This window comes from Polynucleobacter sp. UB-Piko-W3 (genome assembly GCF_018881635.1).
GTDB lineage: Bacteria > Pseudomonadota > Gammaproteobacteria > Burkholderiales > Burkholderiaceae > Polynucleobacter.
Genome location: NZ_JACVPY010000002.1, coordinates 326,537 through 342,681, shown reverse-complemented (window position 1 = coordinate 342,681; position 16,145 = coordinate 326,537). Strand labels below are relative to the sequence as shown.

General features: G+C 45.1%; 19 protein-coding genes and 1 riboswitch. Of the genes, 4 read left to right on the top strand and 15 right to left on the bottom strand.

Annotated elements, in window-relative coordinates; all coding sequences use genetic code 11:
- The first annotated feature begins 9 nt into the window (after nt 1-9).
- Nucleotides 10-1,782: an ABC transporter transmembrane domain-containing protein gene (locus ICN31_RS02045; RefSeq protein WP_216258115.1), complete on the top strand. Its 1,773-nt coding sequence runs from the start codon at nt 10-12 to the stop codon at nt 1,780-1,782.
- A gap of 96 nt (nt 1,783-1,878) precedes the next feature.
- Here ICN31_RS02045 and ICN31_RS02040 read toward each other — a convergent pair whose 3' ends face one another.
- From ICN31_RS02040 to ICN31_RS02000, 9 genes are all read right to left on the bottom strand, one after another.
- Nucleotides 1,879-2,580, bottom strand: coding sequence for a hypothetical protein (locus ICN31_RS02040; RefSeq protein ID WP_216258113.1), 702 nt, complete (start codon nt 2,578-2,580; stop codon nt 1,879-1,881).
- A 62-nt stretch (nt 2,581-2,642) separates the two neighbouring features.
- Nucleotides 2,643-2,927, bottom strand: a complete 285-nt coding sequence (locus ICN31_RS02035) for a hypothetical protein (protein WP_216258111.1) — start codon at nt 2,925-2,927, stop codon at nt 2,643-2,645.
- The gene (locus ICN31_RS02030; protein ID WP_216258108.1) at nt 2,920-3,264 is read right to left on the bottom strand and encodes a hypothetical protein; all 345 of its coding nucleotides are present in this window, start codon (nt 3,262-3,264) and stop codon (nt 2,920-2,922) included. The genes ICN31_RS02035 and ICN31_RS02030 overlap by 8 nt, the downstream gene beginning before the upstream one ends.
- A gap of 99 nt (nt 3,265-3,363) precedes the next feature.
- On the bottom strand, nt 3,364-3,597 hold the full coding sequence (locus tag ICN31_RS02025; protein WP_216258105.1) for a hypothetical protein: 234 nt from the start codon (nt 3,595-3,597) through the stop codon (nt 3,364-3,366).
- 63 nt (nt 3,598-3,660) lie between these two features.
- Nucleotides 3,661-3,769: riboswitch (SAM-I-IV-variant riboswitch) on the bottom strand.
- 59 nt (nt 3,770-3,828) lie between these two features.
- Entirely contained in the window at nt 3,829-4,356 is a 528-nt protein-coding gene (locus ICN31_RS02020) for an HD domain-containing protein (protein WP_216260685.1), read from the bottom strand.
- Nucleotides 4,357-4,416: 60 nt separating this feature from the next.
- Nucleotides 4,417-5,730 carry an aspartate aminotransferase family protein gene (locus ICN31_RS02015; protein WP_216258104.1) on the bottom strand — a complete coding sequence of 438 codons (1,314 nt, stop codon included), beginning with the start codon at nt 5,728-5,730 and terminating at the stop codon, nt 4,417-4,419.
- Nucleotides 5,727-6,650 carry an NAD(P)-dependent oxidoreductase gene (locus ICN31_RS02010; protein WP_216258102.1) on the bottom strand — a complete coding sequence of 308 codons (924 nt, stop codon included), beginning with the start codon at nt 6,648-6,650 and terminating at the stop codon, nt 5,727-5,729. The genes ICN31_RS02015 and ICN31_RS02010 overlap by 4 nt, the downstream gene beginning before the upstream one ends.
- 2 nt (nt 6,651-6,652) lie before the next feature.
- On the bottom strand, nt 6,653-7,363 hold the full coding sequence (locus tag ICN31_RS02005; protein WP_216258100.1) for a trans-aconitate 2-methyltransferase: 711 nt from the start codon (nt 7,361-7,363) through the stop codon (nt 6,653-6,655).
- 184 nt (nt 7,364-7,547) lie between these two features.
- Complete coding sequence (locus ICN31_RS02000) at nt 7,548-7,895, bottom strand: hypothetical protein (protein WP_216258098.1); 348 nt, start codon at nt 7,893-7,895, stop codon at nt 7,548-7,550.
- Between the two features lie 306 nt (nt 7,896-8,201).
- Here ICN31_RS02000 and ICN31_RS01995 point away from each other — a divergent pair, with 306 nt between their 5' ends.
- Nucleotides 8,202-8,435 (top strand): hypothetical protein, encoded by a 234-nt coding sequence (locus ICN31_RS01995; RefSeq protein WP_216258095.1) that lies wholly within the window; start codon nt 8,202-8,204, stop codon nt 8,433-8,435.
- 46 nt (nt 8,436-8,481) lie between these two features.
- Here ICN31_RS01995 and araD read toward each other — a convergent pair whose 3' ends face one another.
- From araD to ICN31_RS01970, 5 genes are all read right to left on the bottom strand, one after another.
- Nucleotides 8,482-10,221, bottom strand: coding sequence for an L-arabinonate dehydratase (araD, locus tag ICN31_RS01990; protein ID WP_216258092.1), 1,740 nt, complete (start codon nt 10,219-10,221; stop codon nt 8,482-8,484).
- 76 nt (nt 10,222-10,297) lie between these two features.
- A complete protein-coding gene (locus ICN31_RS01985; protein ID WP_370624255.1) occupies nt 10,298-11,263 on the bottom strand; it encodes a Bug family tripartite tricarboxylate transporter substrate binding protein in 966 nt (321 codons plus the stop codon).
- A gap of 40 nt (nt 11,264-11,303) precedes the next feature.
- Complete coding sequence (locus ICN31_RS01980) at nt 11,304-12,275, bottom strand: tripartite tricarboxylate transporter substrate binding protein (protein WP_216258090.1); 972 nt, start codon at nt 12,273-12,275, stop codon at nt 11,304-11,306.
- Between the two features lies 1 nt (nt 12,276).
- On the bottom strand, nt 12,277-13,002 hold the full coding sequence (locus ICN31_RS01975; protein WP_216258088.1) for a hypothetical protein: 726 nt from the start codon (nt 13,000-13,002) through the stop codon (nt 12,277-12,279).
- 47 nt (nt 13,003-13,049) lie between these two features.
- Nucleotides 13,050-13,910 carry an oxaloacetate decarboxylase gene (locus ICN31_RS01970; RefSeq protein ID WP_216260682.1) on the bottom strand — a complete coding sequence of 287 codons (861 nt, stop codon included), beginning with the start codon at nt 13,908-13,910 and terminating at the stop codon, nt 13,050-13,052.
- Nucleotides 13,911-13,961: 51 nt separating this feature from the next.
- On the opposite strand from ICN31_RS01970, the gene ICN31_RS01965 reads away from it, so the two are divergent.
- Nucleotides 13,962-14,789, top strand: coding sequence for an amidohydrolase (locus ICN31_RS01965; RefSeq protein ID WP_216258086.1), 828 nt, complete (start codon nt 13,962-13,964; stop codon nt 14,787-14,789).
- A 25-nt stretch (nt 14,790-14,814) separates the two neighbouring features.
- The gene (locus ICN31_RS01960; RefSeq protein WP_216258084.1) at nt 14,815-15,789 is read left to right on the top strand and encodes a tripartite tricarboxylate transporter substrate binding protein; all 975 of its coding nucleotides are present in this window, start codon (nt 14,815-14,817) and stop codon (nt 15,787-15,789) included.
- Here ICN31_RS01960 and ICN31_RS01955 read toward each other — a convergent pair.
- Nucleotides 15,772-16,116 carry a YkgJ family cysteine cluster protein gene (locus tag ICN31_RS01955; RefSeq protein WP_255530875.1) on the bottom strand — a complete coding sequence of 115 codons (345 nt, stop codon included), beginning with the start codon at nt 16,114-16,116 and terminating at the stop codon, nt 15,772-15,774. The genes ICN31_RS01960 and ICN31_RS01955 overlap by 18 nt on opposite strands.
- Nucleotides 16,117-16,145 lie beyond the last annotated feature (29 nt).

Below are 16,145 nucleotides of genomic sequence, written 5' to 3'. Positions count from 1 at the left end.
GATTATTCAATGACCAAGCAGAAGAGCAAGACCAATCCCCGTGGGTTTCGTACCCTTGCAGCACTCACCCCTTTTCTAAAGCCCTATAAAAAGCAATTTGTTCTAGCGATCTTTAGTTTGGTTCTGGCTGCCAGTGCAACCTTAGCCGTTCCCTTCTCTTTTAGACAAATCATTGATTTGGGATTTAATGCCAATGATGGCAGCCAAATCAACACGACTTTTTTAACCTTATTTGCTGTGGCTTGTTTAGTGGCATTAGGCACCTCTCTGCGTTTTTACATGGTGTCTTGGCTTGGTGAAAAGATTACGACTGATATTCGCTCGGCTGTCTATAGCCATGTCATCAAACAAAGCCCTGAGTTCTTTGAAGTGACCCACAGCGGTGAAATCCTCTCGCGTCTCAACACCGATACGGTGCTGATTCAGACATTGATTGGCACGAGTGTCTCGATGGCGATTCGCAATATGCTTTTACTAGCAGGTGGCCTGGTCATGATGTTTATTACTAGCCCAAAATTATCGGTGCTGATATTTGCTACTTTACTGTTGACCATCATTCCGACCGTGATCATGGGCAGGCGTGTTCGCAAGCTCTCGAGAAATTCGCAAGATAAGATTGCCGAGGCCTCTGCCCTAGCCAGTGAGAAATTGAACGCCATTCCAACAATTCAGTCTTTTACCAATGAAAAGATTGAAATCAATCGCTTTAATCAATCCATTCAAACTGCACTGATTGCGGCTATTACTCGGACACAAGCTCGGTCATTGCTGACCTTTGTAGCAATTCTATTTGGCTTTACCAGCATCATTTTGGTTCTGTGGCTTGGCGCTTATGCCGTTATGGATAACCAAATTACCGCTGGTGAGCTCTCTCAATTTATTTTGTATGCCGTGATTGTTGCTGGTGCGATTGCTGGTATCTCTGAAGTGATCGGTGATACCCAAAGAGCGATTGGTGCGAGTGATCGTCTTTTAGAGCTTCTTAACGTACAGTCATCTATTCAGACGGTAGCAGTGGTGCAATCAATCCCAGAGGTTAATGCCAATGGCATTGGAGTGGCAGTGGATAACTTGTGCTTTCACTACCCCTCTAATCAAAATAGCGTTTTATCGGATGTCTCCTTTGAGATCAAACCGGGTGAGCGCATTGCCGTTGTTGGCCCCTCAGGCGCTGGTAAGACCACACTCTTCCAGCTACTGCAGCGCTTTTATGATCCTACTAGCGGCAAGATTCTGTTTAATGGCATCAACATTCGAGACCTGGAGCTCGAAGCTCTGCGCAAAATGATTGGTGTAGTGCCACAAGACATTGTGATTTTTTCTGATAACGCGATGGAGAATATTCGCTTTGGCAAAATGGATGCCACCGATGAAGAAGTATTTGCTGCTGCTCGTTTGGCAATTGCTGATGAATTTATCTCTAAGTTGCCTGAAGGCTATCAAAGCTTCTTGGGTGATCGCGGGATTCGTTTATCAGGAGGGCAAAAGCAACGTATTGCCATTGCCAGAGTCCTCTTAAAAAATCCTGCCTTGTTACTGTTAGATGAAGCCACAAGCGCTCTAGATGCTGAATCCGAATTACTGGTGCAGCGCGCTTTGGAAGCTGCGATGGATCATCGTACTACCATTGTGATTGCGCATCGCCTGTCTACAGTAAAGCAAGCCGATAAGATTTTGGTATTAGAGAACGGCCGAATCATTGAAACGGGGACGCATGCGGATTTAATTCTGCGTAGTGGTCTGTATGCCCGCTTGGCTAAACTGCAATTTACGGATCAGTAAGAAATTAAGAAGGTAACGTGGGCAGTAGATTTTCTTTAAAGAGAAATTTTGCTGGATGTAAGCATACCTTTTTAGGGGTATGCATTACAGGAACGGTTAAGTCTTACCAGCCTTGTTCTTAGAACTATTACGAAGTCTCTCGGCAAAAGCCGCTCTACCCTCTGCTTCAGACACTATTCGCCCGTTGATCTTCCATATACCTCGTTTGAGATCCTCTTCAGTTAATTCTGGGGCATCGTCTGGATCGATCCATTCGAAGTTCGTATCTTCCAAATGTATAACTGGAATCAATAAAGTCTGAACAAGATTTAATAAGGTCTCAGCCTGAGTAATCGCTTCTGTCGTCAAAGCATCTGAAACAAGATCTCCAGAATAGTCAATTGCATTTCTTTGCTTACGTAAATGATCGAGCAAGATAAGGCTAGATTTATCTATGCCGACGGTGAGAGGCAAGGCTTGCAACATGAGCTGGTGATGTCCTGGCTTGCTGGTAAGCACCCGATAGCCTTTGGCTTGTAATGCTGCTTTGGCCGATTGCATGATCGCTTTGTAAGCTAAATCAAAACGACCTTCATTGCTAAAGATTAACGTGAGGCTATAGATCAGGTTATCGCCGTCCTCACCATCGACAGTGATGGTATTAACCTCTTCTTGATCGACGATTCTGAGCCCGCGGGTAAATTGAGGTTTCTCACCATCGACCCAGCTCATGTCTAAGCGGTCAATATCAAAGCGCTGACTGCGAAAAAGATTGTTGATCGTAAAACGGGCACCACCTAGGTATGTGTAATCACGCATGATTTCTCCTTGTTGGAATTGATATATCAATTGTAAAAACCTGCTGGCTCAAAAAGTGAGCCTCATGGTTTTTTGCTGCTCTGACTCAGTTTTTGCGGCGGCTTAGCAGGTTGATCAAAGCGAAAGCACGCCTTGGTACTCCAAATACTTCCTGGCCCGTCATACAGCTCAGCCACCGTAAGCACTTCGGGATGCAATTTAAAGCCCAACTTACAACAGACATTTAATAAGGCTTTAGAGGAGTCGCGATCTAGCGTTAAAACCCACTGGGGTACTTTCCTACGAAAGCGCTCCTCATATTTTTTTCTACTAAGGCCCCAGATATATTCAGGTGGTGGTCTAAACATATTCCACCTCCTGCACTTCTGTTGAGCGTACTGGCAAACCTAAGTCCTCGTCAGCTTCATGAACTGACTCCAACTCATCAGGCCGAATAGGCCTTAAATAGTGATCAGGCACTCGGCCACTGAGTGCACGCTCAGTAGAACCATCCGGGTTTTCATATACAAGAGGTCTTTCTGAGGATGCGACCTCTACCTTCCATAAAAATATCTTGCCGCCAAAAGTAGACCAGTTCTGATAACCACTCACACCAACAATTTTGACGACGTTGCCAAGATTAATTGGTAACTCCGCCTCCACGGTAACCGCGAGGTCGCCGACCTTACAAAATAACCGACTCATTTTTTTCTCCTATTTAGCCAGTTCGACAAGGTGTCAGGCCTAGCAATTGGGAATAACTCCACCTTTCATACTGTTACTACCTGCGCTACGCAATATCTTCTACAAACTACTTAAAAACTCCTGTGCAATCGCTAGCCACTTTTGCTCTAGCTCTGGTGCGCTAAGGTTTTCGATGTCAGCTGCTAACTGACTCGCTTCTGGATCGGTGATTGAGAGGCTTTTATCCCCCACAAACAAACGATAAATATCATCCACAATCCAAATCTGTATTGCACTTCCAACATAAACTACTTTTGCGGGCAATAATTGATCGCCCACGATGACTCTGGCCATATTGATACTCCTTAAGTTGTTAAAGAACGTGGGCTTTAGAAATGAAAAAAGCCCCAAAGAAGGGGCTTTTCGTTTAGTTATCTAGCTAGGCTAGATCACATTCGCTGTAAGCGTAGCACCGTTGTCCAATGGACCGGTTGCTGTGGGCTTTCGCCCCCTCTTCATGTATGTAGCAATTATAAAGACTTTTCTATTTTCATGTCAATCAACTGCGCTTATTTACAACACTTTTTACTGCAATTGTTTACCTTGCTCTATTAAGCCGTCAAAGACTTTTTCTAACTTTGAGTGCGTGCCACGGATGCCAAGAACCACTGCTGCTGACCAAGCAAAATATTCTTGCTTGCGTTTGAGGTCCCAGCCAGTTGGTGGGTTACTGAGCATATCGCGAAGATTACAAATCTTATCTGCTAATTTGACTAGCTTTGCCTCGTGACTAGCAAAAGGGGCATGCTCTACTTGCAAGCGTTTACGTACATCCTTGGCCAGGGACTTATCGTCTGTGAGCTCTTTCACAATGGCTGTGACTTTTTTACCAAAATGCGCCAGCAGTTCCTCTTCAGACGTTTCTGTATCCTCAATAACATCATGCAGTAGCGCTGCGCACAGCACATCCCAAGACACTACTCCGCCTTCGTTAACTAGTACATTGACTAAATCGATGGGATGATTGATGTAGGGTGTTATTTGCGCATCTTTGCGGCGCTGATTCTTGTGCTTGTCGGCAGCAAAAGCTAAGGCGCGAACAAAATGATTAATCATGATGTTACCTATTATAGGGATGCTCTTTGACTAATCTCAAATAATTGCGTACAAAAATTACATTTCAAGTGCAGCTTTGATTGCTTTAGTAGCAACCTCTTCTAACCAGGCAAAATCCATTTGACCATGCGCCTCACAGATAAACCAAGGCTCCCTAGAATCAGGCTCAAGCATGACACCATACTCGATTAATTTCCAGGCAAAGTTCTTATATAAAGTGTTATTGACTTTGCGCCACTGGCGATAGTTATTAGGTACTTGCCTTGAAAAATGGATCCCCAACATCGCAGGAGGGCCAGCAAAGGTATGCTCAATTCCGGCGGCAGTAAATACGCGTCCCAATAAGGCGGTAATCTTTTGCCCTGCATCATCTACCGTTTTGAGGGCATCAGTATTGGCTAACACATCTAAGGTTGCATACGCCGCACTTAAAGCAATCAAGTTGGCGGTATAGGTACCGCCATGCACAACCCCACCAGCGTGCGAACCAACCACATCCATGACATTGGCCCTACCACCAAAAGCAGCAACGGGATATCCATTGCCCATCGCCTTGGCATAGGTCGTCAAATCGCCGTAAATACCATAGAGCGATTGCGCCCCTCCCTTAGCAACCCGAAACCCTGTTTTGACCTCATCAATAATGAGCATCGTACCGTTTTGGGTGCAAAGATCGCGTAAGCGTTGTAGCCAACATTGACACGCCGCAATGCTGCCCGCATTACCAATAATGGGCTCCAATAAAACACAGGCTAAAGAATCTTTTCGTGAAATAAAGAGTTGCTCAAGAGCTTCAAAATCATTGAGCTCAATAAAATCAACTAGCTCTTTGGTGTTTTGCGGAATACCTGCCCCAAACGGGATAATTTTGGGGGGATTGATATCGTCAGCATTCCAATGCTCAATATCAGACTTCCACATCATTTCATCCACTAAACCATGAAAGCTGCCTTCGACAATCGCAATCCGGTCTCGTCCAGTAAAACCGCGCGCAGTTCTGACTGCCCCCATCACCGCTTCGGTACCAGAATTGGCAAAACGCACTTTATCAATGTGTGGGCACAGTGATTTAATTTGCTTTACAACTTCAGTATCAAGCTGAGTAGAAAAACCCGATAGAGTTCCGCCCTCTGTAATTTGCTTGATAACGGCACGGTCTACTCGGTCATCGCGATAACCTAAAATAATTGGCCCATATCCTAGTCGAAAATCAATGTATTTTTTTCCATCACAGTCTGTCAACTGTGCGCCTTTAGCAGAGGAGATAAATACCGTTTGCTCGTCGCCCCAATAACGATAGTTTTCGGCAACGCCTTGCGGCATATGCAAGTGAGCCTCCTGCATTAACATAGCTTGGTTCTTTAATGTCATGGGGATATCATTGAAGAAGGACGTAAATACGTTCCCACTTTATCTTCTAATAGTTTAACGACATGCAATTCAGCAGCAGATTCGCCATAAGTTGCCTTTGCCTCTTCAAAGAGTTTTTGTACAAATTGACCCATCGTCAAATCAAAACCTTGAGAGCGTGCAATTTGATTGACTAAATCCAAATCCTTGCAACAGAGCGCCAAAGAAAAACTCGGATCGTAGTGCCCTGCAAAAATAGAAGGAATGTCATGTTGTGCCACCCAGCTATTACCCGCAGAAGACTGAATGGCCTGCGCCACAATTTCTAAAGGAATATCGGCTTTGGCACCCAACATCAACGCCTCACCAATTACTGCTGCGTGGGTAAACCACAATAGGTTAGTTAATAGCTTGATTGTGGCGCCATTACCTGGCTTGCCAACATAAAATATTTTCTCGCCCAGCACTTCAAAGATCGGTTTATGTCTATCAAAGTCAGATTGCTTGCCAGCAACAAAAATCGATAGCCTACCCAATGCAGCAAAATCAACCGCATTGGTTACGGGCGCCTCTAAAAAGCCCACATTCTTTTGCTCTAATAGCTTGGTTAACTCTTGCGCAAGCTCTACAGAGCTTGTCGAGGTATCAATGATGGTCGTCCCACTCTTCATTACGCTAATGAGACCTTCCTCGCCAAACATCACCTCTTTGACTTGCGCGGGACCTGGCAAAGAGCAAATGACTACTTGGGAGTGCTTGCCTAGCTCAACAATACTTGGTGCTAGGCTTGCGCCTAAGGCCACTAGGTTTTTTGCCTTATGAGCATCGCGATCAAAAACGCTTATAGAATAGCCGGCCTTGATTAAATTGGCAGCCATGGGATTGCCCATATTGCCAACACCAATAAAGCCAATTGAAGGCTTAGGGGTCACACTGGGCATCACTACACTCGCTTAAATTCAAGAAAATGACGATGCGACGCTGTCCGGTCCTCATACTCAAAGCCGTAGCTTGCTAATAATTTTTTAGCATCAGAAAAGTTATAAGTACGATAGTGAATTGTTTGCGCCATCACTCGCTCGTCTTTGTCATCTAAGTAATAGTGCTTGGTAAATCCCAGCTCCAAAGGCTCTATTTTTTGTGAATAAATCATGCCATTCGAAATGGGCTTTTCATAATCGTGATGCGGACCTTGAATTCCCAAGAGCAACTTTCCACCGGTCTTAATAAATTTACTCAAACTCTCAAACCCAAGGTGATTTGCCCGCTCATCATATATGTGACTTACCAAAAACGGCTCATTATCGCCATCGATCACAAAATACCAAACCCCGCCATAGGAAAAAGCTAAACGATATTGTTGCTCTAGACTGAGCTCGGTAACATTTTGCTGACTGAGTTTGATATTGGGAAACTGCTCTAATCTTTTTTGCGCAATGTTGAGCATTGATTGGGTAAGATCAATTCCCCGAATATTGGCATGCGGTTGGCGCTTGGCAATTTCTTCTAAAATCAAACCCGTACCGCAACCAATCTCCAACACATTTTCAAAGGGGTGGTGGTTGAGCAAACCGTCCACAATGGCCGGGTAGTCGTAATAACCTGAAGTCATGATTGTGTCGTAATAAGCCGACATCTCCGTGTAATCGCCCATCTGTTTTTTGTCTCCGATTAGCAATCTTGCAATGTAGTAGTAAAACAGCTGCGCATTACGACTTTTGAACTATAAACCATGTAAAAAAGCCCTGTTGAAGTCACTCATTAAATCATCTTGGAGGATTCCTAATGCCAGAGTCTGGGGTTGGCAAACAAGGTAAGTCCTCTGTAGGAAAGTCGCTTTATTCAACCACAGTGCACTTTAACGAAATTGTCGCACCATCTTTTTTGGGTTTGATGGTGAGCGCTCCAGTACGCCGATCTAAAGATGCCTGACTAGTGCCTCTATCCCAGGTGAAAGTGTTTTTACTCACCTTACCAATGCAGGTCTCAGAATTAAATCCATCCAAAACTGAAATCGGTAGACTGTAGTTAGCCTCTGACCAGAGTATTTTGATGCCCCCAGCCTTCACATAGTCATTTGAGCAAGAGTAGGTGATGTCCCTCAGTGGACTAGGTTTGGTCTTATTCGTATTTTGCTCGCTTGAATTAGTGGGGTTTGCGCTAGCGCCACCATATAGGTTTGCCATCAAAAAAATACATAACAAGAATAGATACTGACTCTTCATAAACTGAACGGGATATTAGTTAATCTTTAATTATTTTAAATATAAGGCATGGTTGCCAAGCTTTTGCATCCCATGCAAGTCTAAGACAAGTGCTCATTTTTGCAAACTACCCACAAAAGTCGCCAAATTTTGATCTATATCTCATATTTTTGAAGGTTTTAACCCTGTATGCCTAAATTAGGCGTAGGCTGGAAGCAGTAGTGAAAAGGAGTTCCAAGTAGTTAAAGCAGCAGTTCACTTTGCCTTGTGCAAAAGGAGCATATGTATATGTATCCCAAAAAGCCTGTGCCAGTTGCGCGCAAAATTGTCCACCTGCCCAAGTCTAGGCTTGAGCGACTCAAAATCGAACTCGTTGAGCTAAAGCAGGGTCTACGAGATTTTTTCTCGGCCGCACCACTCTGGGAGTGGATTATTGGTGGTGTTGTGGTTTTTGGTGCCTACAGTTACTTTGCAGGCTATTTCTCAGATTTTTGGACTTCGCTCAACCCACTCTACCGCTAAAAAATCCTTTGCCTCAAATAGTTCATTGATGAGGCACAGGAAGAAATTAGAAAATATCAGGCTCTGGCACTGGCTTACCAAAGCTGGTCTCTAGGAAATCAAAGTCACAACCCTCTTCTGCTTGCAAGATGTGGCGGCTAAACATCCAACCGTAGCCACGCTCATACTTAGGTTCTGGTGCAACCCACTTCGCTTTTCTTTGACTGAGCTCTTCATCACTGATCTCTAGATGAATTTTTCTATTAGGTACATCAACGGTAATCAGATCGCCTGTTTTAACGAGCGCTAATGGCCCACCAATATAGGCTTCTGGCGAAGCATGCAAAATACAAGCGCCATAACTCGTCCCACTCATCCGCGCATCAGATAAGCGCAGCATATCGCGTACACCTTGCTTAACAAGCTTTACTGGAATGGGCAACATGCCCCACTCGGGCATACCAGGTCCACCCTTGGGGCCTGCGTTTCTGAGAACTAAGATGTGATTTTCGGTGACGTCAAGATTTTCATCTTCAACGGCTTTTTTCATTTCAGGATAGCTATCAAACACTAAGGCTGGACCCGTATGCTTTAAGAATTTCTCTGCGCACGCGCTTGGCTTAATCACTGCACCACCAGGAGCGATATTGCCCTTGAGTACTGCGAGTGCCCCCTCTTGATAGATTGCTTTATTTAAGGGCCTAATCACATCTTCGTTATGCACTTCTGCGTCTTGAATATTCTCGCCAATCGTTTTACCAGTGATGGTCATCGCTTGTGGATTGAGATGCGAGCCCATTTGCTTGAGTAGTGCTGGCATGCCTCCGGCGTAATAAAAGTCTTCCATCAAATATTGATCACCACTAGGACGAATGTTGGCAATCACCGGAACTTTTCTGCTGGCTGAATCAAAATCATCTAGGGTCACAGTGCACTCTGCTCCAGCACGTCTTGACATTGCAATCAAATGAATGATGGCGTTTGTACTGCAACCCATGGCCATGGCGGCATTGATTGCATTTAAGAAACTCGCTTTATTTAAGACTTTTGCGGGAGTTAAATCTTCCCAGACCATCTCGACTATTCTTCTGCCACAGGCTGCTGCCATGCGTGGATGACTAGCATCGGCTGCCGGAATACTCGATGCACCAGGCAATGTCAGCCCCAATGCTTCGGCAATACCCATCATGGTGGCAGCCGTGCCCATCGTCATACAAGTACCATGACTGCGCGCGATGCCACCCTCCACTTCTAACCATTGCGCTTCTGAGAGCTTGCCAGCGCGGCGCTCATCCCAATACTTCCAAGCATCAGATCCTGAACCGAGAACCTTGCCTTTCCAATTACCACGCAACATCGGACCAGCAGGTAGATACACCAATGGCAGACCGGCAGATAAAGCGCCCATTACTAAACCGGGAGTAGTTTTATCGCAGCCGCCCATGAGCACTGCACCATCCACAGGATGAGAGCGAATCAGCTCTTCTGTTTCCATGGCGAGCATATTTCGATAGAGCATCGTTGTCGGTTTGACATACTGCTCTGCCAGTGAAATTGCTGGCAGCTCTAGTGGAAATCCACCTGCTTGAAAGATACCGCGCTTGACATCTTCAACCCGTTGCTTGAAATGCGTATGACACGGATTAATGTCTGACCAGGTATTAATAATGGCAATGACTGGCTTACCAGCCCAATCCTCGGGGCCATAGCCCATTTGCATAGCGCGTGAGCGATGTCCAAATGAGCGCAAATCATCTGGTGCAAACCAACGGGCACTACGCAGGGATTCTTTTGTCTTTTTTGGCATTGGGGTTTAGCCGTGGATTTAAGTAACTCTATCTTAATGCCTGCCATCCCAGAGAGGGGCTACCTGCAGTGTTTCCTTAATCGACTGTGATTTTCGCCTTTTCAACTACTTTAGCCCAACGGCTTTGCTCAGTTTTAATGAATGCTCCAAACTGAGCGGGTGTATCTCCCACTAATACCGCACCGTCATCGAGCATCTTTTTAGAATCTTCTTTTGACTTTAACGATTTTGCAATCTCTTTTTGCAGGCGATCAATCACCGGTTGCGGCGTGCCAGCAGGAGCCATAATTCCATACCATTGCGAGGTCTCAAATCCTTTGTAACCAGACTCAGCAATGGTGGGCACATTGGGCAATACTTTTGAGCGCTCCAATGATCCAACAGCTAGCGGACGTAAAGCACCACCTTTAATCTGGCCCATTAATGAAGGCATACCATTAAATGTTGCCTGAATTTGACCGCCGATTAAATCAGTCAGCATTGGACCAGAACCTTTATAGGGCACATGGACTAGATCAATTCCGGCTTCAGATGAAAAGTATTCCATTGCCAGGTGCCCTGCACTGCCATTGCCTGCAGAGCCATAATTTATTTTTCCCGGGTTCTTTTTAGCATCGGCCACTAAATCGGCCAAGGTCTTGTAATTACTTTTCTCGCTCACTGCAATGACATTAGGCACTTTTGCTACTAAGCTTACGGGCGCAAAATCTTTATTGGGATCATAAGGAAGTTTTTTACCAAAGAGTGCAGGGTTCACAGCCAGGGTTCCGACGTGACCCAATATCAAGGTGTAGCCATCTGGATTGGCGCGTTTGACCTCTTCCATCGCGATGTTGCCTGCACCGCCAGGCTTGTTATCCACATAGACAGATTGACCCAGGCTTGTGCTGAGACTACTGGCCACAGAGCGCGCAATGATCTCTGAAGTTCCTCCAGTAGCAAATGGCACTACTAAACGAATCGACTTTTCGGGATAGTCTGCAAATGCGAGTGAAGAGCAAATGAAAGCCAATGCCGTTACGAAAATTTTCAATGCGTTCACTCTTCTCTTTTGCCAACCATCAAAATGAGCAACTAGGCTATTACTCTGATTTCTCAATTGCAATGCCAGCATCTTTAGCGGTTTTGCCCCAACGCTCATATTCAGTCTGGATAAGTTTATTGGCTTGAGCAATTGATCCTGGGCTTGGCTCAATCCCAATCCTGATTAATGCCTCTTTAGTAGCTTGAGTCTCTAACGCTTTATTCAGGTTTCGGTTCAGGGTTTGCAAAACAGATGGGCTTGTTTTATTTGGCGCTACGATTAAATGCCAACCACTCATGACTACTGGATAGCCCTGCTCCTGAAAAGTCAAAATATCTGGGGCACTAGCGAAGCGTTGACTAGTGGTAATGCCCAAAATTTTGACTTTGCCGCCGGCTGCCTGTGGCAAGGCCACCGAGAGCGGTACCATCATCGCCTGCACCTCATCTGCGGCAATTGCAGTAATCGCTGGAGCAGCTCCCTGAAAGGGAATATGGACTAATTCAATACCGGCTACTTGATTAAATCTCTCAAATGTAATTTGGGATGTACTACCTATACCCCATGATGAGTAGTTCATTTTTCCAGGCATGCTTTTTGCAAGTGCCACAAACTCTTTGATATTTTTAGCGGGTAATTTTAGATTGACAACCAACGCAAAAGGAAAATTACCGACTAAGCCTACGGCAGTAAGATCTTTGAGCGGATCATAGTTAATCCTTTTATATACATGAGGATTTATTGCTAGACTCTCAGGCGTTCCTAATAATAAGGTATAGCCATCTGGATTAGCGCGCGCCACAAACTCAGCGCCGATGAGGGTATTAGCCCCGGGTTTGTTATCAACAATCACGCTCTGCCCTAACTGCTCAGATAATCCCTGACTAATTGTGCGCGCAGAATTATCCACATTACCTCCAGCTGTAAATGGAACTATTAGGCGAATCGGTTTATCTGGAAATGGAGCGCTATGGGATAGTGAAGCAATCGTGATTGCTAGTGTGGCTAATACATATTGGATGAATTTCACTTTAGTGTTTTCCTGAAAGTAAGCTGCCAAATTGCTCAATACTGCTACTGACCTTTGCCGCTTGAAGTGCATTCCACATCGTAGCGGCAATACTTGAAATCACGGGCTTACCCGTCTCGGCCTCGCCTTGCGCCAGAATATCAATCGTGGGCATTCCCACCCCACTCACGAATATAGCTTGCGCAGCGGGGCTATTAACTTGGCGCACCAGCTCAAGTGCACGCTGCGTGGTTTCATCATAGATATTTTTGACACCTGGCAAATTTCCAAAACTCACAATCTCAAAACCATATGCCTCTAATAAATGCTTGCAACGCAAAGTGTTCTGCTCACTATAAGGCGTACCAAAGGCAATCTTTTTTACTTTGAGGTGATTCAATGCCTTCACCACACTACCAAAGGCGGTAATGAATGGCACTGCGTATTGATCCTCAAGCTTTTGAATCAGCTTGGCCTCACCTTCCTTGCCAAGGGTGTAACTGCTGGCAGTATGGGCCATCGCTATCACAGCAGGCTTGACCAACTTGAGAAGCTCAATATTCTCAGGTAAATGATCGATCTGCGTTTGATTGCGCTCGTCCTGCCCATCAAGACTTCCCGTCTCGCCATGAGCGACCATTCTTGTGAAGTGAAGCGAGAATTCTAGCCTAGCCATCTTAATGACTTCACCTTCAGTATTGGGATTCCCAGGCGGAATCAAAAATCCTAGACGAGCTATATTTACCATCGATTACTCATCCTTTGCATTGAATCTGATTGATTTTTTTGTTTGCATTAAGAGAATTTTTTCTCTAACGCATCAAAGTCTTCTTTTTTGACGACACTTTGGCGCTCAGCAAAGGTAGCTACCAATATAGGATCTTCTTTAAGTTCACCTGTTTTCTTTAAATGATCTAAGGCATTAGTCATGCCACGAACAGCGCCCTGCAAAGCAGCATTAGCGTAGAGCACGATTCCAAAGCCCATCGCAGATAAGTCTTTTAATGGTAAGGATGGAGTTTTTCCACCAATAACAATATTGATTAGTTGTGGGCAATAACTTTGCGCAGCGATGAGCTTCATTTCTTCTACACTTTCTGGTGCTTCGATAAAAGTCATATCTGCGCCTGCTTGCGCATAGCTTTGTGCCCTATCAAGTGCATCCTCAAGGCCATAGATTGATCTAGCATCCGTTCTAGCAATGATTAAGAAGTCATCATGCACTCTGGCATCCACTGCAGCTTTAATCTTGCTGCACATCTCCTCTTTACTAATGATGATCTTGCCAGCGAAGTGGCCACAACGCTTAGGCATTGCTTGATCTTCGATTTGAACTGCATTGGCGCCAGCGCGCTCGAGCACTTTAATGGTGTGGTGCACATTAACGGCATTACCAAAGCCAACGTCAATATCGACAATTAAGGGAATTTGGGTAACCTCTCTAATTGCTGCAGTGTGCGCCGCAACATCATTGAGACCAATAAAGCCTAGATCAGGAATGCCGTAGAACTGATTAGTAATTGCTGCGCCACTTAAATAGACAGCCTCAAAACCCGCATCCTCAATCACGCGTGCTGCTAAAGCGTTACCTGCTCCTGGTACCAGCAAACCCCGCTTCTCATTAATGAGCTTGCGCAATTTTGTGCCTAAGTGCATGGACATGGTAGTCTCCTTTTTACAGAATTATAAGGATGAATCAAGGGATAGATGCAAGATAAAGGCAAAGTTACAGGAATAGATTGCCACGCTCATATTATGGCGTTGGACTTTCCTTTAGCCCCCGACATTCACTCTCGCCCTGCGAGAGATGTGAGTGCCAAAGAATATCTAGAAGTCCTCCATAGCCATGGCATCTCTCATGGTGTTCTAACCGCCCCAAGTTTTTATGGCGCAAATAATGCCTTGCTATTTGATGCGCTCCGTAGCTTTCCGGATCAACTGAGGGGTACAGCAATTATCGATCCTGCTACAGAGATCATTGCCCTTGAGCGTCAATTACAGCTAATGCAAGAAATTGGCATCGTTGGTATACGACTCAATTGGAATAAGAAAAAAGTTCTTCCAGATATTAATAGTGCGCAATATAAAAGACTGCTGGCTTTAGCAAGAGACCTTGATCTGCATATTGAATTATTTATAGAGGACCACCTACAAGAACAGGTCGTTCCACAGATTCTGGCAAGTGGTGCCACTTTGGTGCTGGATCACTTTGGCCACCCTGATCCGAAGTTAGGCGTTAACAGTCCATCCTTTCAGAACACTTTAAAAGCCCTTGAAGCCGGCCAGGTTTGGGTCAAGCTTTCTGCACCCTATCGAGTGGGCTCTTTGAATGGTGTCAGCATTAAGCCTTATGTTGATGCCCTAGTGGCTGCAAACCCAAAACAGTTGGTCTGGGCTAGCGACTGGCCTTGGTTAAGTTATGAAAACCAATTTACTTACGCTGATTGCTTAACTTGGATTCAATCAGAAGTTGACGATTCGGTGGTTTGGGAAGATATTTTCATTCATAATCCTAAATCGCTGTTTCATTTTTAGACTCAGTTTCTTCTAAGGTTCTAATATGCGCCACTTAATCATCTCACTCACTCAATCCCTTGCTAAGGGTTTATTTGGTCTTAGCGTTATCTATTTATTGCAAAGCCCTGTCCTTGCACAAACGGTTACGAAATTGATTGTGCCTACTGCGCCTGGTGGCGGCACTGATGCCCTCTTTCGGGTGGTATCGAAAGATGCGCAACGCTTTATTGGTGGACCGATTAGTATTCAGAACGTAGCTGGTGCTGGTGGCACCATTGGCCTTGCACAAGTGATTAACTCTACGCCCGATGGCTACACCTTAGCTGGTGTATGGCCTGCGCCAGTGACCGTCGTGCCGCAAACTAGCAAAGTGCCTTACACGCCGAGTGATTACATTCCAGTGATTCAGCTTTCTACGGCTCCTTATATCTTTTGTGTACGCCCTGACTTTCCGGCAAATGACGGTAAAGCATTGATGGAAGAGTTGCGTAAAAATCCCAAGAAATACACTTACGGAACCGATGGTCTAGGCGGTCCTGCACAGCTTGCTGCTGAGCGCATCTTTAGAACCCAAAATATTCAAACGGTCGATGTTCCCTATAAAGGTGCTGGCGAAACCATTATCGGCTTCTTATCGAATCAGATTGATATCTATGTGGGCTCTATTCCACCAGTACTACAACACGCCAATGTGGGTAAGGCTAAATGTTTATTAGTTTCCTCGGTTAATAGAAATGCACAGTTCCCAAATGCTAGTTCTTTAAAAGATCTTGGCCTTGCTAAAGAAGAGACTTTGCTATGGCGTGTCATTCTTGCCCCTAAGGACACAAAGCCCGAACGCATCAATCAAATTGTCCAAGCCTACAGTAAGGCGATGAAAGAGCCAGATACCTTACGTTACTTAGATGAGTCAGGGGAGTCTTCTGCTGTACTCACTGGTAAAGAGTTGCAAGATAAGCTCACTCAAGAGTACGCAGCATTTAGTCAAATCGTGAAGAGTCTAAATTTGGCTAAGTAAGACTTTTTTCTGTTTGGCTACTTGCTGTAGCTTTAGGCAATCGGGGTTGGGTGTGCCGTCTTCATTGAGAATATTAAATTCTCGGCATGGGCTTGGTCGATCTTCATAGATAGAGCAGCGCCAACCCTCTTCTTTATTATGAATAAGGGCGATACAAGGTGCTCCGCCCTTCTCTGTACCCTTCATGCACGCGAGGTGCTCTGATATTTTGGTAGTGAGCTCTGCTGGCACTGTGCCAACACCATTACCTTCAATTTCAGCATGATAAAAACTCACCCGAAAATGTTGGCAACACTGGCCGCATTCAAAACAAGGGTTTGATGTCATTTGGCCTCTTGAACATTCATTGAAAACAT